This window comes from Roseburia sp. OM02-15 (assembly GCF_003481835.1).
GTDB lineage: Bacteria > Bacillota > Clostridia > Lachnospirales > Lachnospiraceae > Eubacterium_I > Eubacterium_I ramulus_A.
Window position 1 is genome coordinate 70,237 of record NZ_QULX01000011.1, and the last position, 25,883, is coordinate 96,119.

Below are 25,883 nucleotides of genomic sequence, written 5' to 3' on the forward strand. Positions count from 1 at the left end.
TCTTTTCAACCCTTTATATACTATTTTTCTTCTGGTTTGTTGTATTTTACATAACCCGGATGTCTGCCCGGAATCTTATATCCGTTCTGGCGCAGATCCATCAGCGCATTAATTTTGTCCTCCGGCATATCCGGTGCGCCGCCAAGCAGATGAATATACAGAGAAGTCTTTGCAAACATTTCCAGTGATTCCATGCGGAAATATGCTCTGGTCAAACTTTCTCCAACCGTCAGTGCACCATGATGTGCCAGTAAAATTGCATCATGCTCCTGTAAAAATGGAGCAATGGAATCCGGCACTTCGTCCGTAGACGGCTGTGCATACGGTGCTACCGGAACTGCTCCCAGATTTACAATATTTTCCATGGTCTGATAACCATCCAGCGCACGTCCCATAGATGCATAACTTGTTGCAACCGGCGGATGTGCATGCACAACTGCCTTCACATCGTCCCGCTCTGCATAACAGCGAAAATGCATTTTCATCTCAGAAGAAGGTTTGTATCCCTCTGCCGCTGAGATCACGCTGCCGTCTGCTGCCAGATGCACCAGGATCTCCGGTGTCATTGCAGCTTTGCTCACACCGGAAGGAGTGCACAAAAAGGTACCGTCCTCCAGTTTTACAGATACATTTCCGTCATTTGCTGCCACGATTCCGCGCTGCCACATTTTATGACATACATCGCAGATTTCTTCCCGTTCTTTCATTGCATTTAATTCCATCTCTATAAATCCTCTCATTCTTCCATTTCTGCCCTACAGTATAGCACATATCCTGCCATATCTTACAGGTCAATTTCTTTCATTGCCGCTCTGGCATGATCCGCGATCAGTTCCTGAATTCCTTTTAATTCACCCAAACCACGCATCAAAATAACCACTTCTTTTCCCATAGCCTCAAAGGTTGATTTCCAGGAATCATCCTCCTCACCTGCCATATCGTTATTGGCATGGTCTCCGGCTACCATCATCAACGGTACAAGCACCACGCGTTCATAACTGCCCTGTTCTACCCGGTGCACCAGATCTGCCAGTGCCGGTTTTGCTTCCACGGTTCCCACCAGATAGTCCGTATAACCTTTCTGGCAAAAACGCTCCTGCAGCATATCATACACTTCATTTGCTTTCGCTTCACTGCCATGTCCCATCAGACAAATTGCTGTTTTTCCGTCACAGTATCCGTTCAGTTCATCCGTCAAAATCCGGATCATCCAGTCAAAATCCTCCTCAGCGCTCAGCACCGGCTTTCCGATTGTCACGTTTTCCAATAAATGACGATATGATTCCACTGCATCCAGTAAATCCTGATATTCCAGACCTGCCATTAAATGGGTTGGTTGAAGCACCAGATTGTGTACGTTATGCTGTGCCGCATATTTTACCGCATCATCCACATAGGAAACAAAAATTCCATCTCTTTTTCGCAGACGGTCAATGATCATCTGGCTTGTAAAAGCATCCTCCACCACATAATCAGGGAACTGTTCTTCCATATAGCGATAGATTTCTCCAAGCGTTTTTTCCAATGTATCCAGATAGCTTGTACCAAAACTTACCAGCAGCAATTCTTTTTCTGTTCCTTCCACCAGATCATCTAACTCATATTCCGTTTTTTCCACTTCTGTCATCTGAGCATCCACTTTTCTTTCTTCTGTCATCTGATCTGCCCTCCACTTTATTGAATCATTCCGTTTTTCCTCTGTATTTTGCTCCGTTGCAACTTCCATTTTTCTACTACTTTTGTCACAACAATTTACCCTTGTATCACTTTTCTCATTGCCGGCATTCTGCTCTTTTGCAATGATCAGAGAATAATATCCTGCTTCCTCCGGCAGTTCTTCGATCTTGCGATAAACATGTTCGTTCTCCATGCCGCAGTTTTCTACCATAAAAACCTGTTTCCCGGTCTGTGCCAGCAATTCCTTTACTTTTCCAATCTTTCTGCCGGACTTCATAAACACATAATTTCCGCTACCGATGATTTCTGTCTCTGCCCGATGCACTGCCGGTACAATATGTAACGCCTCATTCCATTCCACCAATGGCTCATTGATCCGCGCTGCCGTTGCACAAAAAGACGGAATTCCGCTGACACATCCGGTCTCATAGCCATCTGCTTCCACGATCCGCTGTAAATAGGAAAACGTGGAATAGATCGTCGGATCACCCAACGTCAAAAATACCACTTTCTTCCCGGCATCCAACATCTTTTCCAACAGTTTTGCACCTTTTTGATGGTTTTCCTGCATTTTTGCCCGATCATGCGTCATCGGCATATAAATCGCCAGCAGTTCCTTTGTTTCCAGCTCCGGCACCGCCTGTACTGCGATCTGATATGCCACTGTATCTTTGGCATGCTCTCCCGGAACTGCCACCACATCAGCCTCCCGGATCATGCGTACCGCTTTCAAAGTCATCAGCTCCGGATCACCCGGTCCGACGCCCACTCCATATAACATTCCTCTCATTTGTAACTATTCACTCCTCATATAACTGTTTGTAAATGACATCTCCCGGATAAAAATATCACTGAATGCCTCATGCGTAGACAATTCCACATATCGCATTTGTTTCTGTAACTGTTCCAGCTCCGTTCTTGCCTCTGATGCCAACGCCGCAGATACCGCGCCCTCACCGGCGGCATTTCCCACCGAATGGGTACACTTTACCAGCTCCTTCGGGATCAGTCCGATCTCTGCCGCACTTTCTTTTCGCATATAGCTTCCAAAACCTCCCGCAAGAATTACCTGATCAATATCCTTTATTTTCCAGTCTTTTTCCTGTAACAAAATCTGGATTCCAGCTGCGATAGGCGCCTTTGCCAGTTGGATTTTTCTCACATCCGCCTGTGTCACGCGCACCTCATCCGTCAGCCAGATGCAGACACCATTTTCATCCTCTCCGACATAGCGTTTCCATGGTTCGGACACTTCACTGGCAGAAAGTAAAAGTCCCGTCTCATCCATCAATCCTAACTGGATACAGACTGCCAAAGTATCGATCAGACCAGAGCCGCAAATACCAGTTGGCTTTCCGCCACCAATCACAGAAACGCAAATCTGTTCATTTTTCGCCCAGACTTCTGAAATCGCACCGGTAGCAGCCGGCATTCCCATGGTAATCTCAGCACCCTCAAAAGCCGGTCCTGCTGCCGTCGCACAACACACATAATCTCCGACAGTTCCAAGCACCATCTCACCATTTGTACCAATATCCAGCAGCAAAGTACGACTGGTCATTGTATGCATTTTTGCAGCGATCAGATCCGCCACAATATCTCCACCCACATATCCTGCCACCGCAGGGATCATGTATACATAATTACATCTGTTAATTCCGATTCTGCTTCCCTGCATCATGGTTCCAAATCTTGACAACGGCTCAAAAGGCACGACACCGATGCTTTCCGGGGACAATCCGCAAAACAGATGCTCCATCACAGTATTTCCTGCCACTGCCAGCAAATCCACTTTGCCGACCTGTTTTGCTTTTTGCATCAGTTCACCGATCATCTGATTGATCTGATTCATGATCGCAAACTGCATTTTCCGTAAACCGGAGCCTTTTGCCGCCTGAATACGCGAAATCACATCTGCCCCAAAACTGCGTTGTGCATTCGGTGCGCTGACCGTACCAAGCCGCACGCCGGTTTTTCCATCCAGCAAATGACAGACCACCGTCGTCGTTCCGATATCACAAGCTGCCACCAGGCGATTGGTCTGATCTGCCGGATAAAGGTAACAGTCACCCGTTTCCGCGATCACTGCTTTCTGCTCTGCTTCCAGTACGACCATCATGCCATCTTCACACATCGTCTGACAAGACAGCACGTTTTCTCCATTTACGTTCACCAGACATTTTTTGCAGGTTCCAATGCCTCCACAGGGCGCATGCACCTGTGTGATGCCAAGCTCCTGAAATGCTTCCAAAAGCGTTCGGTTTTCCCAGTTTCCTGCAAACGTTTCTGTCTTTCCATTTATTTCTATTGTTATCTTCATTTTGTTCCCTAACCAGGCAAATATTTGTAACCATTCACAATCTATCAACGTTACTTGCTCATATCTCAAACATTCATTGAACATCCAATTTTTGCTATTTTTAATATTTTAATATAGTTCTAATTTGCCTATTTTCTTATATTATATTACCCTACGCTAACAGGTCAACACGTTTTTCTTCCCAGAAACAGAAAAAAAACTGGAAGTTTTCTCAAAAAAGAGTATACTGTTAAAAAGCGCTTTTTGCGTCAAAAGCATTGTTTTGTATACAAAGGGCAGCAAATGCTTTTATTTTTTAATATGGATAGGGAGGAAATGACCAGGAAATGGTCATACTGATACTATGAGATCATTAAATCTGACACTACTCACCGATTTATACGAAATAACGATGATGCAGGGATATTTCAAATCCCAGAATCAGGATGTAGTCGTTTTTGATGCTTTTTACCGCGAAAATCCATGCGGCGGCGGTTATGCCATTGCATGCGGACTGGAGCAGGTCATTGATTACATCAAAAATCTTCAGTTTTCCGCAGATGATATCCGTTATCTGCAGAGCCTGAATATGTTCGATGAGGACTTTTTAAAATACTTAAGCACGTTCCGTTTTTCCGGCAGCATTTATGCAATCCCGGAAGGAACTGTAATCTTCCCGCGTGAGCCGTTTATCAAAGTCGTGGCTCCGATCATGGAAGCTCAGCTGGTAGAAACCGCAATTTTAAATATCATGAACCATCAGAGTCTGATTGCTACCAAAGCAGCCCGCGTCTGCTACGCAGCGCAGAATGACGGTGTCATGGAATTTGGTCTGCGTCGTGCACAGGGACCGGATTCCGGTATTTACGGTGCCCGCGCTGCTGTCATCGGCGGCTGCTGTGGTACTTCCAATGTACTTGCCGGACAGATTTTCAACATTCCGGTCAAAGGTACCCATGCACATAGCTGGATCATGAGTTTTCCAGATGAGTACACTGCATTCAAAACTTATGCAGAATTGTATCCGGATGCCTGCATTTTACTGGTAGACACTTACGACACCTTAAAATCCGGTATTCCGAATGCGATCCGCGTATTCCGCGAAATGAAAGAAGCCGGCGTAAAACTGCACAATTATGGCATCCGTATGGACAGTGGCGATCTGGCTTATCTTTCCAAGAAAGTCAGAAAAATGCTGGATGAAGCCGGTTTTCCAGATGCGATCATCTCCGCTTCCAACGATCTGGATGAATATCTGATCGAAACACTGAAAATTCAGGGAGCCAAAATCACTTCCTGGGGTGTTGGTACAAGCCTGATCACTTCCAGAGACTGCCCGGCGTTTGGTGGTGTATACAAACTGGCAGCGATCCGCAATGTGGACGGCAAATTTACACCGAAGATCAAACTTTCGGAAAATACAGAAAAAGTGACCAACCCTGGCAACAAAGAAATTTACCGTATTTATGATAAAGAAACCGGAAAAATCCGCGCAGATCTGATCTGTCTGTCAGATGAGACATTTGATGAAAACGAAGATATGGTGCTGTTTGATCCAAACGAAACCTGGAAACGTACCCGTCTTGCCGGTGGCACTTATACCATGCGTAAACTTCTGGTTCCGATTTTCGAAGAAGGAAAATGCGTGTACACTTCTCCAAGTGTTATGGAAATTCAGCAGATCTGTACACAGGAGAAAGCAACACTTTGGGATGAGAATATGCGTTTTGTAAATCCGTCTAAGGTGTATGTGGATCTTTCTGATAAGCTGTACAATATGAAACAGACGGTGTTCAATGAACTCAGTGCTGCGAAATATCATGTATAGAATTTAGTCTGTGAAAGCGCCAGTCGTCAATCTTACCTTTGCAGCTAACAATCGCTTGCCGAGGAAAGATTGCTGACTGGCGCCTTCAATAACCTACATTAAGAAAAAACCTAATTGAATCCTATTACCTTCTGGGAAATCTTATAAATGGTCAATGACAATTTTCTTCCGCCTTTTCCCGGCAGATTTAATGTCTGCCCCATAATCCGGTTACGCAATTTATGGAACAGGCGAATATCCGCATTTTTGATATATGTCCAAAGTTCCCGTTTTTTCTCCAGATTTTCTTCCGTTCCGGATTTCAACAGCATTACCGTGGAAATTACCGTAATGATTTCCAGATAATTCAACATATAATGGCGCAGATGACGATCCGGTATCTTCCACAGATCATACGCATCTACCATCAATTTGTTGACTTTGATCTGCTGATCGATATTTTTGATCATATTTTTCTCATTGACGGACTGATCATCTCTGCCGATATAATAACGATAAAAATCCACATCCAGATAATACATGGTCTTTACATATGGCAATGGCACATATACGAACAAATTATCCACATAAAAGGTGTGTTTCGGAAGTACCAGATGACAGTCACGCAATAACTGTGTCCGATAAATGACAGAATGCATCAAAATATACTTTCCGATTTTAAAGTTCCGCGTTTCTTCCCATCCAAACAGTTGTCCCTGTGGAAGAATGTTGTGATACCGCGTTGCGGACTTGTGTCTTGCTCCTTCTTTTTCGTACACAAAATTGCTGATCATCATATCCAGCATGCAGCCTGCAGAACACAGATTATGTAACGTATCCAGAATCTGGTGATAACTTTCCTCATCTATCCAGTCATCGCTGTCTACCACTTTAAAATACAAACCCGTTGCATGATTCAATCCGGCATTCAGTCCCGCTCCGTGCCCGCCATTTTCCTGATGAATGACCCGAACAATGGACGGATATTTGCGGGCATATTCATCCGCAATTTTTCCAGTATCATCGACAGATCCATCATCCACAATGATGATCTCCACATCTTCTCCGCCCACCAGCAGCGAATCTACACAACGACACATATAATTCTGAGAGTTATAACATGGCACTGTAAATGTTAATAGCTTCATACAAATTTTCCCCTTCAGCATTTCTCCTGCAGCGTAAGCCGCATCTATTTTTACACAATGATTATTCCGTTATTCCTTTTAGTATACATCACGATTCTGAAAAAATTAACTTATTTTTTCTAAATTTTCTATTACCATTCTACACTTCATAATTTGTTCACATTTTATTTGCAAAAAAAACATACTCTCCACATACGAAAGACACAATTCTTCCCTATACTCTTACTTGTAAGATAAATAAAGAACAAAACAACATCTTACAAAACACAATTTTGAAATTATCAATTTCTTTTCATAAATCTTTTTCATGTAGCCGGTGTTCACACATCGGCTTCCTCTTTATTACTCACTACTTATCTTCAAATCGTTCATTTCCAAGACGGATATTCATATATTTTGTGTATGCCGCAAATGCCGCCGGTATCGGATATTTTTCTTCTGAATGTGCCGCTTCCACAAACAAAAGTCCCGCTTCTTCCCTGGTCAGTGAATCAACTTCCACCATATACCCCTGCATCCGCCATTCCACATGGGAAAAGATATGTTTCGCATCTTCCAGCTTCTGAATCCGCATCGGATGAAGGTTCATCTCCTGCACAGCATGTAATGCCTCATCTTCCGATAGTTTTCCAAGTTCATTTGGGAACTCATACAAACCTGCTAAAAGTCCCCGTTTCGGACGCTTTTTCAATACCACACGTTCTCCGTCACGGATCACAAGTACGGTACGGTCTTCGATTCGTCTTGCTTTCGCTTTCTTTTTCACCGGAAGTTCCTGCCAGAGTCCTTTTTTTCGTGTCTCACAGAAATCATGCCACGGGCATTGTCCACACAATGGCTCTCCGTTTGGCACACAGACAATCGCTCCAAGCTCCATCAATGCCTGATTAAAACTACCTGCCCGGTCTGCCGGAATCACTTTTAACAGTGCCTGCTCCACTTTTGTTTTCACGGACTGCTTCATAATATCAGAGTCATCCGCTGACACACGCATTAAAATTCGCAATACGTTGCCGTCCACCGCCGGCACCGGGATTCCATATGCAATAGAAGCAATGGCTCCCGCTGTATAATTTCCAATTCCTTTCAGTTCCCGCAGTTTTTCATAATCCGCCGGAAGCTCTCCGTTGTATTGTTCCATCACCGTCTGTGCCGCGATCTGCATATTTCGCACCCGGTTATAATATCCCAGACCTTCCCACAGTTTCAGCAGCCGTTCTTCCTCACACTCTGCCAGATCCTGAACTGTCGGCAATGCTTCCATAAAACGGGCAAAATACGGTTTTACCGCTTCCACTCTGGTCTGCTGCAGCATAATTTCAGACACCCACACCCGATACGGCGTTGCCACCGATCGCCAGGGCAGTGTCCGGGCATTTTTTTCAAACCAGCCAAGCAATGGCTCCACGATCTGTTCTAAGTCAAAATCCTCCAGCATTTCGTTTTATCTCCTATCATGATCATGCAAAATTTTTCCAATCCCGCATGTATTATCTATGTAATCTTTTTTACTGTTGTTTTATTATTTTTCTATATAAGTTCATTATATAACAGAAAATCTTCCTTATAAATTTCCTTTACAAAGAATGTCTTTTAGCACTTTAACAGATTTTTTATACTTTTTCTACTGGCAAATCTTAGTTTTATTGTTTTCTTTTTAACAAATATGGTGTATAATCATATTTGTTAGTAAATGGTATTACATAACTTACCAAAACAGGAGGTATTTCAAATGAATAATTTACTTTTAGAAGTAGAAGGCCCAATCGCCGTACTTACCATTAACAGACCAAAGGCATTAAACGCACTGAACAGTGAGACTCTGACAGAGTTAAACGAAGTTCTGACAGAGATCGAAGGAAGAGACGACATCAAAGTTGTTATCCTTACAGGTGCTGGTGAGAAATCATTCGTTGCAGGCGCAGACATCTCTGAGATGGTTAACTTCTCTGCCGCAGAGGGACGTGCTTTCGGTATGAGAGCTTCTGAGCCATTCTTTAAATTACAGAACATGCGTCAGGTTACAATCGCAGCTGTAAACGGTTTTGCATTAGGCGGTGGATGTGAGATTTCCATGGCTTGTGATATCCGTATCGCTTCTGAAAATGCATTATTCGGACAGCCGGAGTGCGGTCTTGGAATTATCCCGGGATTCGGTGGTACACAGAGACTTGCTCGTCTGATTGGTATGGGACGTGCAAAAGAAATGATCTTTGCATGCCAGAACATTGATGCTGCTGAAGCTTACAGAATCGGTCTTGTAAACAAAGTTGTTCCGCAGGAAGAGTTGATGGCTACTGCTAAGAAATTAGCTGGTAAGATCGCTCGCAACGCAAGCTACGCTGTTGCTATCGCAAAAGCTGCTATCAACAACGGTTATGACATGGATATCAAGAACGCTGTTGAGTACGAAGCAAACCTCTTCGGTATGACATGCTCTACACATGATAAAACAGAAGGAATGACAGCTTTCCTTGAGAAACGTAAAGAGAAAAACTTTACAGATTTCTAAATCGAACAATTTTTGAATGAAGATCTTATGATTTTTCGATAAAACAAAATGGGGGTGCCACCAATACAATGTTGTATTTCTGGCATCCCTGTTTTTATAAAGCAATTATTTTTATAAAACAATTTTTATAGAACAAAAATACAGCTGCCAGAATCTTATTTTCCTGTTTACTGAAAAATAAGATTTCTCTGATTCTTTGATCTTACAATTTATGATCATGCTGTAATTTTTGAAAGGAGTTGTAATTTATGATTGATAAAATGATCAGTTTCATCGGTGGTGGAAATATGGCAACTGCCATCATCGGCGGTCTGCTCTCTTCCGGTCTGTCAGACTGTGACCATATCTATGCCACCGCCGCACACGAAGCAACAGTGCTTCGCCTGAAAGAAAGTTTTGGCATTGACGCTGGAACAGATAACAAAATTGCTGCACAAAAAGCAGATATTCTGTTCCTTGCCGTAAAACCAAACCTGTTTCATAAAGTAATCCCGGAGATCCGTCATGCCATCACTGATGATACCATTATTGTTTCCATCGCTGCCGGTCAGCCAATGGAACGCATTGAAGACATGTTTGAGCGTTCTATCAAACTGGTGCGCGTAATGCCAAATACCCCGGCACTGGTTGGTGCTTCCATGAGTGCCATCTGTTGCAACGATGGCATTACTAAGGATGAACTTGCTGAAATTCAGGCTATTTTTAACAGCTTTGGCGAATCAGAAGTCATCAGCGAATATCTGATGGATGCCGTTGTCGGTGTCAGCGGTTCTTCCCCGGCTTACGTCTACATGTTTATCGAAGCGATGGCAGACGCAGCTGTGGCAGACGGCATGCCTCGGACACAGGCGTATAAATTTGCGGCTCAGTCCGTCCTTGGTTCTGCCAAAATGGTGCTTGAAACCGGAAAACATCCGGGGGAGCTCAAAGACGCGGTATGCTCTCCGGGTGGAACGACCATTGAAGCTGTAGCACAGCTGGAAAAATCCGGTTTTCGCAGCGCGGTGATTGAAGCACAAAGGGCTTGCGTGCAGAAATCCCGTGATATGAGCTCTTGATGCTTGTTTCGCGAATAAAAATTTAGTAATGAAAGCGCCCCCAATTTATTTTGTCTTTCCAGCTAACAATCGCTCGTAAAGAAAAAATAAATTGGAGGCGCATTTACGTTGTGATAAATATTATTTTTATCCACTTACGGCGCATCATATGTCACGCGTGCGCAAAAGTAACAATCCTATATACTCTCTTTCGCACGCGCAAATTTAGTAATTTCACTATGTAAATGACGAAATCGAAAAATCCTTCTACGATAAGCGATTAAGTAAGCGACTGAGTTTTGCAAGTTTTGCGCGAACGGGAACTGACCAGCTTCTATAGGAAGTGCGAGTGAGCGCGATAAAACCGCAGCAAAACGAAGGTAGCGCACGTCTAGCTGTCGTAGAAGGATTTTTCGATTTTGTCTTATATAAATGTTATAAAAAATTAACGCATTGTAATATATCCACGATAGTTTGCAAGGTTATTGCTTGGTGTATAATCAGCTACTGCTGCACTGCAAACATTGTGGTATGGTTTCAGGAACGGGAAAGCATCCTGCTGAGCCCATGACGGTTTCTCAAGTGCTTTCATATCATCAACCATTACTTTGTACCATCCGGACTGATTCTCGAACCAGATCTCAAGTACCCAGTCCATAACACATCCGTTGATGTCTTTCTTTACAGCACTTGCAAGTACACGTGTACACTCCGGAGCTGCCTGAAGGATCGGAACAACTTTCTCAAATAACCATTTCTCGCCTTCTGCTTTGTCTACGCCTTCTGGGAAACCAATAGTCATGTTGAAACGATAGTTTGCGCCATCTTCGATGGTACGTCCTTTTCCTTTAAGGTCTTTCTCCCACCACATTGGAAGGAATGCGAAAATGAACGGATTTCCTTCTGCATTGTTGGATTTACGTGCTGCATTTCCAGCATCTCCGTCAGAATCGATCTGAGCGTCTGTATGAGCTGCTGCCGGGATCTGTCCCTGCCATACAAGTACGTCCATCGGGAATGTCTCAGCGATTGCTTTGATCTCCAGACGCGGATCAAGGTCGCTTACTAACCAATGATGCTCTGTAAGCTGCATTCTTGCATATCCGAAACGATCACCCTGTGGCGGAATCGGGAAAGATGGATAAAATGCATATTTTGTTACATACGGCTCGAACTGGGAAATGCTGTCCGGAATATGTGTTTTATAAAGCCATCTCTGAAGTTTTGGTCTGTAATCTTCGCTTACGCAGTCAACGTAAATAAGGCTTCTCATCGGTTCAAATTTGAAATCTGCCATTTTAAATACCCTCTTTTCTTAAATTTTATCAGACGGGAGCGCTATTGCCCCCGCCTGTTACAACCAATATTGAATTCAAGATTCATTTATGACTCTTGCTGCAAACTGAATATCAGCAACGCTGATAATTTCCTCTTTTCAGCTCTGCAATCCTCACGGAATAATTTATTAATTGCTTTATCCAATTAATAATTTTATTTCTGTTTGGACGGAGCTGGTGTCGGCTCACATACTGCTGTGTAATGAGCTTTACGGTTTTTGAACTCCGGATCTTTGTAAAGGTTCATCAGACGACCTTCGTTCTCAAAGATATCCTGTCCGTGTAAGAATTTTCCAGAAAGGATGTCATGTGCATGATGCTCTGTAGCCGGATCATATTTGAATTTGAATGCTCCGTCAACGATCTCAAGTGTTCCCTCAAGACCACACAGCTCACATACGCAGTGTGTTGTACCCGGGTAGATGTAGAAGTTGTTACCCTGGCAATGTGGGCAAGCGCCTTCTTTACCTTTCCACAGAGATGTATGCTCAGATCCCTCGATCTGCATATCCTCATCGATGATCTGCTGTACAGCATCTACAAGGTTACGTCCGATCTCTTTCATACGCTCAACTTTGTCATCCTGCATGATAACGTCTTTACACCAAGAGAAGAACTCATTGTTTACTACTTTCCATCCTGGGCTCAGAGCGAACATAGCATGGTCTGTCTCACAACGAACTGCCCAGTCAGATCCACCGATTCCTACGAAGGAAAGAGCTTTCTGGCGGAAGTATCTTGGGTTCAGACCCTCTTTGCCTGCCTCTTTGAGTTTGCCGTCAAGCATTTTCATCATACCTGTATCATGTCCCGGTCCCATACGGTCTGTGATGGAATGATATAAACCTGTTGCACCAGACTCGAAGATCGGATCTACGAACAGAACACCATCAGCCTCGATAACTTTCTCATAGAAAGCTTTGAAATCATCCTGACGGGAGCAGATCATTCCTTTGCCCATTACAAGGCCACGGGAACAGGCAACACAACCTGAGCAGTACTGAATATCCCAGTCAAGAAGGTGGATAAATTCGATCTCTGCACCTTTTGCTTTTGCTGCTTCCAGAGCTACACGACACATTGTGTCATTGTTTCCGTTCTTTGTTCCAAGTGATACACCTAAAATCTTCATACTTGTCCTCCTTAAATTTACCTTACAGTTAATACTTTCTCCCAGCGCATCGAATACCACAAAACCTATCCTAAAACCATAAATATGCGCGTCAAAAATCTGTAATCATACTTCCGACCGGTTACTCGTATTATACCATTACTTGTGTCTCTTTTGTATAAATTCATTATAAATAGACCTATTTTTAAAGTCAAATATACATTTTGCATCAAAAAACCCCGGCAAAACACCGGGGCTTTTCAAATTTCGTATATTTTTTAACAATATTATATAAAAACATTACATACATCCATTTTTGTTATGCAAAAAGTGGATTACTGTTTTCTTGTACAGATATAAATACAAAACCTTTATTTATCTCAGGAATCCGTTGACGATCTGCTCCTCTGCTTCTTCCTCTGTCAGACCAAGCGTCATCAGTTTGATGATCTGCTCACCGGCAATTTTTCCAATGGCAGCCTCATGGATGAGTGCTGCATCCAGATCGTTTGCCTCCAGCTGCGGAATTGCAAGGATTCTTGCTTTATCCATGATGATTGCATCACACTCAGTATGACCACTGCACGGTGCATTTCCGATGATTCTGGAATCAAATTTCTGGTAGGAATTGTCTTTTGCTACGGAACGTGAAATAACATCTGCACTGGAGCCTTCTCCGTTTAAGCTGACCGAATATCCGCTGACTGCATTCTGATCTCCATGTGTCATCAGACGCTCACGAACCACTAATTTTGCGCCTGCTGCCAGTTCTGCCTTAGTATCACGAACGGTAGAATCTACACCTTTAATCTGGACCATTTCCATCTCCATGTAGCTTCCCTCTTCCATGTACACTTCTGTCCCCGGATTCAGGATACGTTTTCCCTTGCCATCGCCTGCGCCGTAATGTTTCTCCACATATTTTACTTTCGCATTTTTTTCGATAAAGAAACGGTGAATGCCATCATGCTCTGCATCCTGATCGCCACAGTTGTCAATACCGCATCCTGCCACGATGACTACGTCGCTGCCCTCTCCGATATGAAAATCGTTGTAAACCATCTCTTTCATACCGCTCTGGCTCAACACAACCGGAATGTGTACACTTTCGTTTACCGTACCCGGTTTGATGTAAATGTCGATGCCGCTGACATCGGTTTTTGAAACAATATCAATATTTGCTGTTGTATTTCTGGCAGCCATCTGACCGTTCGCACGGATATTGTAAGCGCCTTCTGGAACACCGTGCAGATCAGCAACTTCTGCCAGAAGTCTTTTCTGAATCTCATCCATCATCTATCTATTCCTCGTTCTTTCCACTATTTATACACTAACTAAATTTCAACTAACTCCATTAGTTTTTTATCCATAATCTTAATTTTTATAACTAACACCATTAGTCTTTTTCTTTTCTATAAATAAGATATTTTTCAACTAACACCATTAGCCTTTTTCTTTTCTAATATAAAATATTTTTAACTATCAACGTTAGCATTTTATCCTCTATATAGATTTTTACTTATTAAATTTGTCACACATATTGACTGCGGAAGATGTTCCCAGTAACTGTGGCAAAATTTCTTCCTTCGGTCCGTGATTTACGATCTGTCCTGCAGAGATCACTACGATTTCATCCGCAATGTTCAAAATACGCTCCTGATGGGAAATGATCAGGATGGAACCGTCTTTTGTTTTCTCCTGCATGCGCTCAAATACCTGAATCAAGTTCTGGAAACTCCACAGATCAATACCAGCCTCCGGCTCGTCAAATACAGAAAGCTGCGTACCTCTTGCCAGCACCGTAGCGATCTCGATACGTTTTAACTCACCACCGGAAAGGCTTGCATTTACCTCACGGTTGATATAATCCTTTGCACAAAGTCCTACTTCGGACAGATACTGACAGGCATCTGCCGCACTCATTCTTCGACCTGCTGCCATACGGATCAGATCCAGCACCTGGATTCCTTTGAATCGTACCGGCTGCTGAAAAGCAAAGCTGATACCCATTTTGGCACGCTCTGTAATACTTTTTTCTGTAATGTCCTCTCCGTTGAATAAAATCTGACCGGAGGTTGGTTTCTCTATACCAACGATCAGTTTTGCAAGGGTGGATTTACCACCGCCGTTTGGTCCTGTAATGACCACAAATTTGTTGTCATCAATCTTCAGATTGATTCCTCTGATAATCTCTTTTTGTGCTTTCTCGTCTGATACTTCAAAAGACACATTTTTCAATTCCAGCATCTTGTTTCTCTCTTTCTGTTTTTTATTCTTCTAATCATTTTTTTACCCGATACTTTAGAGCTCTATACAGTGATTTTGAGAAAATGTGTCAGCTTACACTGACCAGAATCTTCATATGCATTCGGCTTTAAGTTTCAATCCGGCTTTATCGTTTTTATATCCTAGCGTTTTTCTTGGTTTTCCCTGAAACGCAAAGAGCAGCGAAAAGACTTTCGTCCTTTCACTGCTCATATTTTTTAATTTAAATCCTCTTGTTATGCATTTCCTGCCCGTTTTTATCTTTAGAAAATAAGTATCATTTTCTCAGATTAATAACGTTCCAGATTTGATTATTCTGCTTAGTCTAATGGTCTGCGCGGCATAATGATTGCTGCCAGAATATAGATCAGAAGTCCGCTTCCTGCTGCCAGAGCAAGTACGACCCAGATCAATCTGACGATGGTCGGATCAATGCCAAGGAATTCTCCCAGACCGCCGCATACACCACACAATACTTTGTTATCCTCTGATTTGTATAATTTTTTCATTCTTTATCCCTCTTTCGATTTACCTGCACACAGGCAAAGCCTGTATGGTTACTGAAAATCTCCACGATTGCGAACAGATATATTTTACTATAGAAGTATTTTTTTCGCAAGAAGATTCTGTTTCTTCACGTTTCAACCCCGGCTTTTTCGTGCTCATTCACCCTGCGTCAGATTATTTTTCAATATCCCAGTTGAAAAGAATTCCGGTCGATGAAAGTCCGGTTTTGGCACATCTACCGGTGTGTAGCTGGCATAATGAATCTGCTCAGCATTATCACCCTCACACACTTTGTAAAAATTGCAGGCAATCTTTGTACCGGATGTCTGTGGAATTGTTCCACCAATTTCTTCCAACAGTTCTAACGGCAAAAAGAAACTGATTTTCCAGCGATTTTCTTCTATTACCGCCTGCGGTTGGCAAATTCTGATCTGTTCTTCCGTAAAAAATGTTCGATCCGCACGCCCTGTTCCATACTGCATCAGCGTTGCCCCGTTTGCATTCATCTCCACATTTACATACAATGGTGTGCGATCTGCCCACAAGGATAAAAATGCTTCCATTCCGCTGTCCAGACTTACCGGATCATTCATTTTGGTATATGTCCGAAGCGGATCTGCTTCTTCACAAGTCATTTCCACCAGAAAACCATGATCTTTCCAGCAGGCTATTTTTCCATATGTTTTTGGAATTGCTTTGGTTCCCCATAAAAGATGCGTGATTTCAAACGTTTCACACTGTGCAAATTGGTCTTTTTCATCTATAATTTTTATGTTCATATAAGTATTCCCCCATGTAATTAAGCTGATTTCAGTATAGCATTGCATTTTCAGAAACACAACAATACCGAAACATATTTATTCGATGCTACACTTCAAAAAATCAAACATATTCTAAATACTTACAAACCAATTCCAACGGAATTTGCTGTAATTGTTTTTACTAAAGCTACTTCAAGTCGAACGCACGTGAGACTTGGTGCGTGATTCTGGTCAGCGAAAGCTGACATATTCTTCTCAGAATCACTGCACATCTACACTCCGTTCCGGTCGGCGCAAACCCATTGCCCCCCAGACAATGTGCGCCCCCGCGGAGCGTTTATCTCAGTCGGAGATTGTACTCCCACTGAGAAAGACTTGTTATTACTCACCACTTGCAGAAGTGGGAGTCTTCTCGACTGAGATAAATTCAAAAAATAGTGGACTCTGCTGCAAAGTTCACTATTTTTCATATTATTTCTTATCATTATTTACTGATTTCATCTGTTTCAATGATAAACCGTACGCTTCCGCTCTGTCCTTCCTTCAATCCGGAAAAACTCTGATAAGCGCCATCCGCCTCTTTCAGTGCACGAATCTGTGTCAAAACGTTCTGCAGATCATCTCCCAGATATGCACCAACCTCGATATTTTCCCGCACCGTCAGATTCGGAATCAGATTGTACATCTGAAACACATATCCCAAATGACGTCTGCGGTAATCCGTCAGTTGTCTTTCCGTTTTTTATTCAAAATTTCTTTCACTGTTAATCTAAATCTATCTCTATATTTCCTTTAATTAGTTTTTGCTAACTATTAGTCAGTAAAAAAGAATCCTATGCCTTCAGGATTCTTTTTTAGTTAGTTGTAACTTCAAATTCAATTTATCATAGTTCTTTTCATACGTCAATACATGAATACTTATTCACATATTATTTTTCTATTTTCTCATATATTTTTCCGATATCATAATCTGGCTCATATTTCTCTGCTATATTACAAATACATTGAATTACTGAAAAATCCACTTCCACTTTATGTAGAACAGCATATTTTAATATAATCTAGTAAAAATTCTCCCCTTCTCTACCAATGGAAGATAAATTGCCGTGCGAAAAATAAACACTTGTTCTATTTATAGAAATATGTTATTTGCTGCATAATCCGCACTTTATACCAGAGTAACAATAATATTCCTAAATTTTTAAGAAAGAGGTTCACTCTCATGAACAATGAAAAATTAGAAAATCTCCTGAATCTGGCTCTCGATGCCACATCGGAAGAACGTGAAAAATCCTTAGAACTAAATGTTGGATATGATAACATCTCCCGCAACTGGGAAGTCATTGCAAAAGCCTCCGGTGGCTTTGACACCCTTCTGGAACTTTTTCCGCAGATTACGGTCAGACCATTACTGAACGGCTATGGTATTCTGACTGTCCCTGCAAATCTGTTGGATTCCTTATCGGAACGCCCGGAAATCGAATACATTGAAAAACCAAAACAGCTATTTTTTACCGTAAACACCGGTCGGTCAGCCTCCTGCATTACCCCTTTGCAAACCACTCAGCAGCCAAATCCAGAACGAAACAACCTCTTCGGCTCTGGCATCCTCATCGCCATCATCGACTCTGGCATTGACTACGCACATCCGGATTTCTGCAACGCAGACGGCACCACCCGAATCATCGAACTTTGGGATCAGAGCCTGGACCGTATTTTCACACAAGCTGAAATCAACGAAGCCCTGCAAGCTCCTTCATCCCAGGAACGTTACCAACTTGTCCCAAGCCGGGATCTGTCCGGTCACGGCACACACGTTGCCGGAATTGCCGCCGGAAACGGACGTGCATCAGGTGATCAATACCGCGGTGTTGCTCCGCAGAGTTCCCTTTTGATCGTAAAACTTGGCATTTCCGATCCGGATGGTTTTCCCCGCACTACCGAATTAATGCGTGCAGTGGATTATGTGCTACAAAAAGCATTTACGTTACAGATGCCCGTGGCAGTCAACTTAAGTTTCGGCAATAATTATGGTTCCCATGATGGTGCCAGTCTGTTGGAAACTTACCTTGATAATGTGTCTTCCTACTGGAAATCCTGCATTATCACCGGCACCGGAAATGAAGGTACTTCCCGAATTCATACTTCCGGAACTTTTCTGACAAATAATTCCAGAACGTCTGTTTCAGATACTTTCAGGGCACCTGCAGTGGATATTCCCAGAACACCTGCGACTGTTACTTCGGGGCAATTTTCCCCTGCTTCCATTCCTTTTTCCGTCAGCGACTACGAATCTGGTCTAAACCTTCAGCTCTGGAAATCCTACTCTGACGAAATCGAAATCATTCTGCGGCATCCAAACGGCACCGTCATCGGACCATTTCAGGAGCGGCTTGGCACCTATCGCTTTACCGCCGGAACGACCGAACTTCTGGTGTATTACGGAAAACCAAGCCCTTACAGCACCAGTCAGGAAATCTATCTGGATTTTATCCCCCGTGGAAGTTATATCGATGCAGGTCTCTGGGAACTAACCCTGAATCCCCGCCGTATCACCGCCGGCGGCTATGACCTCTGGTTTCCGGGACAATCCGTGATCGGCAATGGCACCGGCTTTCTGTATCCAACGGAAGACACCACCCTCACGATTCCCTCTACCGCTTCCAAAGTCATTTCAGTTGGTGCTTATAATGCCGCATTCAACAATTATGCACCATTTTCCGGACGTGGTTTTACCCGAATGGAACACCGCATCAAACCGGATCTGGCAGCGCCCGGTGTCAATATCATTTCTGCTGCACCCGGCGGCGGTTATACGTCAAAAAGCGGTACTTCCATGGCAGCTCCCTTTGTCACCGGAAGCTGTGCACTGTTGATGGAATGGGGGATTTTGCGTGGCAACGATCCTTATCTCTACGGAGAAAAAGCAAAAGCATACCTGATTCGGGGCACAAAAAAACTGCCTGCCCTCACGGAATACCCCAATCCCTATATCGGGTGGGGCACTCTGTGTACAGCAGACAGCCTCCCTATTTAAGATGCACAGTGATTCTAAGTGGAATGTGTCAGCTTACACTGACCAGAATCACGCGCCAAGTTTCACCTACGCTCAACTTGATTCTACTGCTCTGTTACAGTTACTTTTACTTTGTCAAGATGCCAGATATCATCTACGTACTCCTGAATGGTTCTGTCAGAAGAGAATTTTCCAACATGAGCCACATTCAGCATAACAAGTTTTGCCCAGCCTTTCTCATTTCTGTAAGCTTTTTCTACGCGCTCCTGAGCTTCTGCATAAGAACGGAAGTCTTTCAGGCAGAAGTAAGTATCAGCATACTGTGTGCACTGAGTATTCAGCAGTGAGTTGTACAGATCACGGAACAGCTCTGTATCGTTTCCGGAATAGAATCCGTTGATGAGCTGCATCAGTACCTGACGGATCTCCTGATCCTGATTAAAGATATCCATCGGGTTGTAATCACGGTTCTGCTCATGTGCGATAACTTCGTCAGAACTCATACCAAAGATAAACATGTTCTCTTTTCCGACTTCCTCAGCCATCTCTACGTTTGCACCGTCCATAGTACCGATGGTTGCAGCACCGTTTAACATGAATTTCATGTTACCGGTTCCGGATGCCTCTTTACTTGCAGTAGAAATCTGCTCGCTGACATCAGCTGCTGCAAAAATCCACTCAGCGTTGGATACTTTGTAATCCTCAATAAATACAACTTTCAGTTTGTTGTCAATGCTTGCATCGTTGTTGATCACATCTGCTACGGAGTTAATCAGTTTGATGGTCAGTTTTGCATTTTTGTAACCTGCAGCTGCTTTTGCACCAAAGATAAATGTTCTTGGATAGAACTCCATCTCCGGATGCTCTTTGATCTTGTTGTACAGATACATGACATGCAAAATGTTCATCAGCTGACGTTTGTACTCATGCAGACGTTTTACTTGTACATCAAAGATGGAACGCGGATCTACTTCGATACCGTTGTGCTCCTGGATGTATTTTGCCAGACGCAGTTTATTCTGGTATTTGATCTGCATGAATTCCTGCTGTGCTTTCGGATCATCTACATATACAGCAAGTTTTTCCATATGGCTTAAGTCTGTGATCCAGTCGTTACCGATCTTGTTGGATACCCACTCAGCCAGCAGCGGATTTCCGTGATACAGGAAACGACGCTGTGTGATACCGTTTGTCTTGTTATTGAATTTCTCCGGATATAACTCGTAGAAGTCTTTCAGTTCCTGATTTTTCAGGATTTCTGTATGCAAACGGGCAACACCGTTGACAGAGTATCCTGCTACGATTGCAAGATGTGCCATTTTTACCTGTCCGTCATGGATAATTGCCATTTTATCTTTTTTATACTGATTTCCCGGATATTCTTCTTCTACTTCCAGAAGGAATCTGCGGTTGATTTCTTCAACAATCTGGTAAATACGCGGAAGCAGGCGGGAGAAAATCTCGATTGGCCATTTCTCCAGAGCTTCTGCCATGATGGTGTGGTTGGTGTATGCACATGTTTTTGTTGTGATTGCCCATGCCTCATCCCATGTCAGACCTTCCTCATCCAGAAGGATTCTCATCAGCTCGGCAACTGCTACCGTCGGATGTGTATCATTCATCTGGATCGTTACTTTCTCAGAAAGTTTGTGGATATCCGGATGATATTTTTTATAACGGGCTACGGCACGCTGTACACTTGCAGATACGAAGAAGTACTGCTGTTTCAGACGCAGCTCTTTACCCTGAATATGGTTGTCGTTCGGGTACAGAACCTCTACCAGGTTTCTTGCAAGGTTTTCCTGCTCAACGGCTTTTCTGTAATCACCTTTGTCAAAGGAATCCAGCTCGAAGCACTCCATCGGCTCAGCATCCCAGATCATCAGAGTGTTTACCATGTTGTTGTTGTAACCAACGATCGGCATGTCGTACGGAACTGCCAGTACAGACTGATAATTTTTCTGAATGAATTTTGTACGTCCATTCTCAGCCGGCTCTGCCTGTACATAGCCGCCAAATTTGACTTCAAAAGAATGCTCCGGTCTGCGCAGCTCAAACGGATAACCGTTTTTCAGCCAGTTATCCGGCACTTCTACCTGATAACCATCTTTGATTTTCTGTTTGAACATACCGTAGCGGTAACGGATTCCACAGCCGTATGCCGGATATCCCAGTGTTGCCAGAGATTCCATAAAGCATGCAGCCAGACGACCCAGACCACCATTTCCAAGTGCCGGATCTGGCTCCTGATCCTCAATCGTGTTCAGATCAAAACCAAGTTCATCCAATGCTTCTTTTACTTCCTGATATGCGGTCAGGTTGATCAGGTTGTTACCAAGAGCACGACCCATCAGGAACTCCATGGACATATAATAAACCATTTTCGGATCTTCCTTGTCAAAGGTCTGCTGAGTAGCAAGCCAGTTGTCAATGATGACATCTTTTACCGCATAGGATACCGCCTGGAAGACTTCCTGCTCGGAAGCCTCTGCCATGGTCTTGCGGTAAAGTGTCTTTACATTTTCTTTTACGCATTTGATGAATTCTTTTTTGTCAAATAAAATATTTTTCATTACTGTTTTTCCACTCCTAACTCAACTTTGTGACCGTTGATATTCCACTCTTTCTGGTAGCCTTCTAATGCGCCTTCTGTGATCTCTACAGCAAGTACTTCACTCTGGATCTGCTCCTTGTGTGCTGCAAATACATCACAGATTGTTTTCTCTGCTTTGAAGGAAAGGACGATCTTATCCATTACCTCAAATCCTGCCTCTTTACGCATTGTCTGTACCTTACTGATGATCTCACGGACAAAGCCTTCCTCAATCAGTTCCGGTGTTAATTTTGTATTCAGTACAACAGTGATGTCATTTCCTGTCTCGGTAGCAAAGCCTTCTGTCTGAGCTACGGAAATCAGTAAGTCTTCTTCTGTCAGAACGATGTTCTCGTCCACTTCAGATAAGGTGATGGAACCTTCTTTTTTCAGCTGTGCCATTGCTGCATGTCCGTCGATGTTTTCCAGAGCGGCTTTGATCTTGCCAAGGAATTTACCATATTTTGGTCCAACGGTACGAAGCTGTGGTTTGAAGCTGTAATTTGTATATGCGCTGACATCCTCGATGAAGCTTACTTTCTTGATATTCAGCTCATCTTCGATGATCTCAACGAAGAATTCCGGTACTTCAAACGGTGCTTTTACATACATATCGCCGATTGGCTGTCTGTTTTTGATATTTGCACCATTTCTTGCTGCACGACCAAGTACAACGATCTTCAGTACCTCTTCCATGTTTTTCTCAAGTTCCGGATTGATCATTGCCTCATCAACTACCGGGAAGTCACACAGATGGATACTTTCCGGAGCATCTTTGTCAATGCTTCTTACCAGGTTCTGGTAAATATCTTCTGTCATGAACGGGATCATCGGAGCTGCAGTCTTGCAGATGGTTACCAGTGCAGTATACAGTGTCATATACGCATTGATCTTATCCTGCTCCATGCCTTTTGCCCAGAAACGCTCACGGCTTCTTCTTACATACCAGTTACTCATATCATCTACGAAATCCTGCAGTGCTCTTGCAGCTTCCGGGATTCTGTAGTTTCCAAGGTTGTCATCTACTGCTTTTACGGTAGAGTTCAGTTTGGAGAGCAGCCATTTATCCATAACGGATAATTTATCATACTCAAGTTTGTATTTTGTCGCATCAAACTCATCAATGTTTGCATACAGAACGAAGAATGCGTAAGTATTCCACAGAGTACCCATGAATTTACGCTGTCCTTCCATAACTGCTTTTCCATGGAAACGGTTCGGCAGCCATGGCGCTGAGTTGATGTAGAAATACCAGCGGATCGCATCTGCGCCATATTTCTGCAGTGCGTCAAACGGATCAACGGCATTTCCTTTGGATTTACTCATCTTCTGTCCGTTTTCATCCTGAACATGGCCCAGAACGATAACGTTCTCATATGGTGCTTTATTGAATAACAGTGTGGACTCTGCCATCAGGGAGTAGAACCATCCACGGGTCTGATCTACGGCCTCTGAAATGAACTGAGCCGGGAACTGCTGCTCAAATACTTCTTTATTTTCAAATGGATAATGATGCTGTGCAAACGGCATTGCTCCGGAATCGAACCAGCAGTCGATAACTTCCGGTACACGGTGCATATCTTTACCACAGTGCGGGCATTTGATGGTTACAGCATCGATATACGGACGGTGAAGTTCTACTTCTGCAGCCTTCGGATCTCCGCTCTTCTCAGCCAGCTCTGCGCGGCTTCCGATGGATTCCATATGACCACACTCACACTGCCATACGTTCAGCGGAGTTCCCCAGTAACGGTTACGGGAAATACCCCAGTCCTGAATGTTCTCCAGCCAGTCACCGAAACGTCCTTTTCCGATGGATTCCGGAATCCAGTTTACGGTAGCGTTGTTGCGAACCAGATCATCTTTGACTGCTGTCATTTTGATGAACCAGGATTCTCTTGCATAGTAGATCAGCGGAGTATCACATCTCCAGCAGTGTGGGTAGCTATGCTCAAATTTCGGTGCGTCAAAGAGCAGACCTTTTTCTTCCAGATCTTTTAATACCATCGGATCTGCTTTTTTTACAAATACACCTTCATACGGTGTCTCTTTTGTCATCTCACCTTTGCCGTTTACTAACTGAACAAACGGAAGGTCGTACTTACGTCCTACCTGTGCATCGTCCTCACCAAATGCAGGTGCAATGTGAACCACACCGGTACCATCGGTCAGTGTTACGTAATCAGCGCATGTTACATAGTAGCCTTTTTTGTGCTGTTTCTCACAAATATCTACAGCGCAGTCAAATAACGGCTCATACTCTTTGTACTCAAGGTCTTTTCCTTTGTATGTTTCAAGTACTTCGTATGCTTTTGTGCCAGCCTCTTCATCGGCAAGTTTGCCAAGAACAGTGTCGCACAGTGCCTCTGCCATATAATAAGTATATCCGTCAGCAGCTTTTACTTTCACATAAGTCTCTGCCGGGTTTACACAGAGTGCCACGTTAGACGGCAGTGTCCACGGTGTTGTGGTCCATGCCAGGAAATATGCATCCTCGCCTTTTACTTTGAAACGAACCACTGCGGAACGTTCTTTGACGTCTTTGTATCCCTGTGCTACCTCATGGGAAGACAGCGGAGTACCACAACGCGGGCAGTAAGGAACGATTTTAAAACCTTTGTATAACAGGCCTTTGTCCCAGATTTTTTTCAATGCCCACCACTCGGACTCAATAAAGTTGTTGTCGTAGGTAACATATGGGTTATCCATATCAGCCCAGAAACCAACGGTTCCGGAAAAATCTTCCCACATACCTTTGTATTTCCATACGGACTCTTTACATTTTTTGATAAACGGGTCCAGACCATACTCTTCGATCTGCTCTTTTCCATCCAGACCAAGCATTTTCTCTACTTCCAGCTCAACCGGAAGTCCGTGGGTATCCCAACCAGCTTTTCTCGGAACCATTTTTCCTTTCATGGTCTGGTAACGCGGGATCATATCTTTGATAACACGTGTCAGCACGTGTCCGATATGTGGTTTACCATTTGCTGTCGGCGGTCCGTCATAAAAAGTATAAGTCTCGCCTTCCTTGCGGTTTTCCATACTTTTGCGGAAAATGTCGTTTTCTTTCCAGAATTCTTCTGTCTTTTTCTCACGATCCACAAAATTCAGATTCGTTGAAACTTTTTCGTACATTCTGTTCTCCTCATTTCATGTTTTAAATAGTATTATGATTCTCCCAGGAACGCTTTTACATTACAGTTTTTTCTCTGTAACAAAAAAAGCCTTCGTCCCGAAAAGGACGAAAGCTTTTAGAAATCGTTTTAACCACCTGTTCGAAGTACGCGGCAGATGCGCCGGATACCAGTTCCCTGTAACGGAGGAAAATCCGTCAGCTCTTACTCTCATATAAAAGGTTTCAGAACTGCAACTCAGAAGTGATTTTCCACTGAACGGTACTGATACCGGTTTCCACCGTCCCGGCTCTCTGCGATGTTCCCAGTCAGCGTACTCTCTTCATCATAGTTTTTGCATTTTGAACATTTTTTAACAATGCAATTATAAGTATTCGCTTACCGGTTGTCAACCTTGTTTCAGCAAAAATGCTTCTTATTACATAGGATTGAAACGATTTTTACTTATTTTTATCATAATTACGCCTGTTCAATATAATCCTCTACTGTCTCCTGGATCATCTGCTGATTTTCTTTCTCTTCGGATTTCTGCTCCTGATTCCAGGATGCCAGTTCATACTGTGCACGCATTACATATGCTCCAAAAATGGATTTGTAACTGATCTGTTTCTCTGCCAATAACTGGGATGCAATTTCTCCAATTTTTAAGTTCTCTGCGACGGTCAGAAAGGTAATC

Annotated in this window: 18 protein-coding genes and 2 pseudogenes; 4 read left to right on the forward strand and 16 right to left on the reverse strand. The window is 43.3% G+C overall.

Features of this window, described 5'->3' with window-relative positions:
- Positions 1-20: 20 nt before the first annotated feature.
- The 4 genes and pseudogenes from DXB15_RS11180 to DXB15_RS11190 form a co-directional block, all read right to left on the reverse strand.
- On the reverse strand, positions 21-722 hold the full coding sequence (locus DXB15_RS11180; RefSeq protein ID WP_109216284.1) for a class II aldolase/adducin family protein: 702 nt from the start codon (positions 720-722) through the stop codon (positions 21-23).
- 62 nt (positions 723-784) lie between these two features.
- On the reverse strand, positions 785-1,726 hold the full coding sequence (locus DXB15_RS17725) for a sirohydrochlorin cobaltochelatase (protein ID WP_334294932.1): 942 nt from the start codon (positions 1,724-1,726) through the stop codon (positions 785-787).
- Positions 1,727-1,786: 60 nt separating this feature from the next.
- Positions 1,787-2,467: pseudogene (gene cobI, locus DXB15_RS17730) on the reverse strand (precorrin-2 C(20)-methyltransferase); the annotation flags it as partial.
- Between the two features lie 6 nt (positions 2,468-2,473).
- On the reverse strand, positions 2,474-3,997 hold the full coding sequence (locus tag DXB15_RS11190) for an ASKHA domain-containing protein (RefSeq protein WP_158582254.1): 1,524 nt from the start codon (positions 3,995-3,997) through the stop codon (positions 2,474-2,476).
- A gap of 343 nt (positions 3,998-4,340) precedes the next feature.
- Between DXB15_RS11190 and DXB15_RS11195 the strand changes: the two genes are divergently transcribed.
- Entirely contained in the window at positions 4,341-5,804 is a 1,464-nt protein-coding gene (locus DXB15_RS11195; RefSeq protein WP_118703008.1) for a nicotinate phosphoribosyltransferase, read from the forward strand.
- A 110-nt stretch (positions 5,805-5,914) separates the two neighbouring features.
- Here the strand turns inward: DXB15_RS11195 and DXB15_RS11200 are convergent, their stop codons facing one another.
- A complete protein-coding gene (locus tag DXB15_RS11200) occupies positions 5,915-6,931 on the reverse strand; it encodes a glycosyltransferase family 2 protein (protein WP_109216281.1) in 1,017 nt (338 codons plus the stop codon).
- A gap of 349 nt (positions 6,932-7,280) precedes the next feature.
- Complete coding sequence (gene mutY, locus DXB15_RS11205; protein ID WP_109216280.1) at positions 7,281-8,369, reverse strand: A/G-specific adenine glycosylase; 1,089 nt, start codon at positions 8,367-8,369, stop codon at positions 7,281-7,283.
- Positions 8,370-8,663: 294 nt separating this feature from the next.
- Between mutY and DXB15_RS11210 the strand changes: the two genes are divergently transcribed.
- Together DXB15_RS11210 and proC are read left to right on the forward strand one after the other, a co-directional pair.
- Entirely contained in the window at positions 8,664-9,443 is a 780-nt protein-coding gene (locus DXB15_RS11210) for an enoyl-CoA hydratase-related protein (RefSeq protein WP_118703009.1), read from the forward strand.
- Between the two features lie 248 nt (positions 9,444-9,691).
- Entirely contained in the window at positions 9,692-10,501 is an 810-nt protein-coding gene (gene proC / locus DXB15_RS11215) for a pyrroline-5-carboxylate reductase (protein ID WP_330427511.1), read from the forward strand.
- A gap of 424 nt (positions 10,502-10,925) precedes the next feature.
- Here proC and DXB15_RS11220 read toward each other — a convergent pair whose 3' ends face one another.
- The 7 genes and pseudogenes from DXB15_RS11220 to DXB15_RS17895 form a co-directional block, all read right to left on the reverse strand.
- Entirely contained in the window at positions 10,926-11,777 is an 852-nt protein-coding gene (locus DXB15_RS11220; protein ID WP_109216279.1) for an acetyl-CoA hydrolase, read from the reverse strand.
- Positions 11,778-11,971: 194 nt separating this feature from the next.
- Positions 11,972-12,949: a flavodoxin family protein gene (locus tag DXB15_RS11225; protein ID WP_109216278.1), complete on the reverse strand. Its 978-nt coding sequence runs from the start codon at positions 12,947-12,949 to the stop codon at positions 11,972-11,974.
- A 354-nt stretch (positions 12,950-13,303) separates the two neighbouring features.
- Positions 13,304-14,224 (reverse strand): SufB/SufD family protein, encoded by a 921-nt coding sequence (locus DXB15_RS11230; RefSeq protein WP_109216277.1) that lies wholly within the window; start codon positions 14,222-14,224, stop codon positions 13,304-13,306.
- Positions 14,225-14,443: 219 nt separating this feature from the next.
- The gene (locus DXB15_RS11235) at positions 14,444-15,175 is read right to left on the reverse strand and encodes an ABC transporter ATP-binding protein (RefSeq protein ID WP_109216276.1); all 732 of its coding nucleotides are present in this window, start codon (positions 15,173-15,175) and stop codon (positions 14,444-14,446) included.
- Positions 15,176-15,513: 338 nt separating this feature from the next.
- Positions 15,514-15,702: a PspC domain-containing protein gene (locus DXB15_RS11240; protein ID WP_109216275.1), complete on the reverse strand. Its 189-nt coding sequence runs from the start codon at positions 15,700-15,702 to the stop codon at positions 15,514-15,516.
- A 153-nt stretch (positions 15,703-15,855) separates the two neighbouring features.
- Positions 15,856-16,479, reverse strand: a complete 624-nt coding sequence (locus DXB15_RS11245) for a carbohydrate-binding family 9-like protein (protein WP_158582255.1) — start codon at positions 16,477-16,479, stop codon at positions 15,856-15,858.
- A gap of 601 nt (positions 16,480-17,080) precedes the next feature.
- A pseudogene (locus DXB15_RS17895) lies at positions 17,081-17,197 on the reverse strand (ABC transporter ATP-binding protein); the annotation flags it as partial.
- Positions 17,198-17,683: 486 nt separating this feature from the next.
- On the opposite strand from DXB15_RS17895, the gene DXB15_RS11255 reads away from it, so the two are divergent.
- Positions 17,684-19,498, forward strand: a complete 1,815-nt coding sequence (locus tag DXB15_RS11255) for a S8 family peptidase (protein WP_118703011.1) — start codon at positions 17,684-17,686, stop codon at positions 19,496-19,498.
- Between the two features lie 83 nt (positions 19,499-19,581).
- Here the strand turns inward: DXB15_RS11255 and DXB15_RS11260 are convergent, their stop codons facing one another.
- The 3 genes from DXB15_RS11260 to DXB15_RS16960 form a co-directional block, all read right to left on the reverse strand.
- Positions 19,582-22,050, reverse strand: coding sequence for a glycogen/starch/alpha-glucan phosphorylase (locus tag DXB15_RS11260; RefSeq protein ID WP_118703012.1), 2,469 nt, complete (start codon positions 22,048-22,050; stop codon positions 19,582-19,584).
- Positions 22,050-25,208 (reverse strand): isoleucine--tRNA ligase, encoded by a 3,159-nt coding sequence (ileS, locus tag DXB15_RS11265; protein WP_118703013.1) that lies wholly within the window; start codon positions 25,206-25,208, stop codon positions 22,050-22,052. Before ileS ends, DXB15_RS11260 begins: the two co-directional genes overlap by 1 nt.
- A 458-nt stretch (positions 25,209-25,666) precedes the next feature.
- Positions 25,667-25,883: hypothetical protein (locus DXB15_RS16960; protein WP_158582256.1), on the reverse strand; the 217-nt coding region annotated here is incomplete at its 5' end.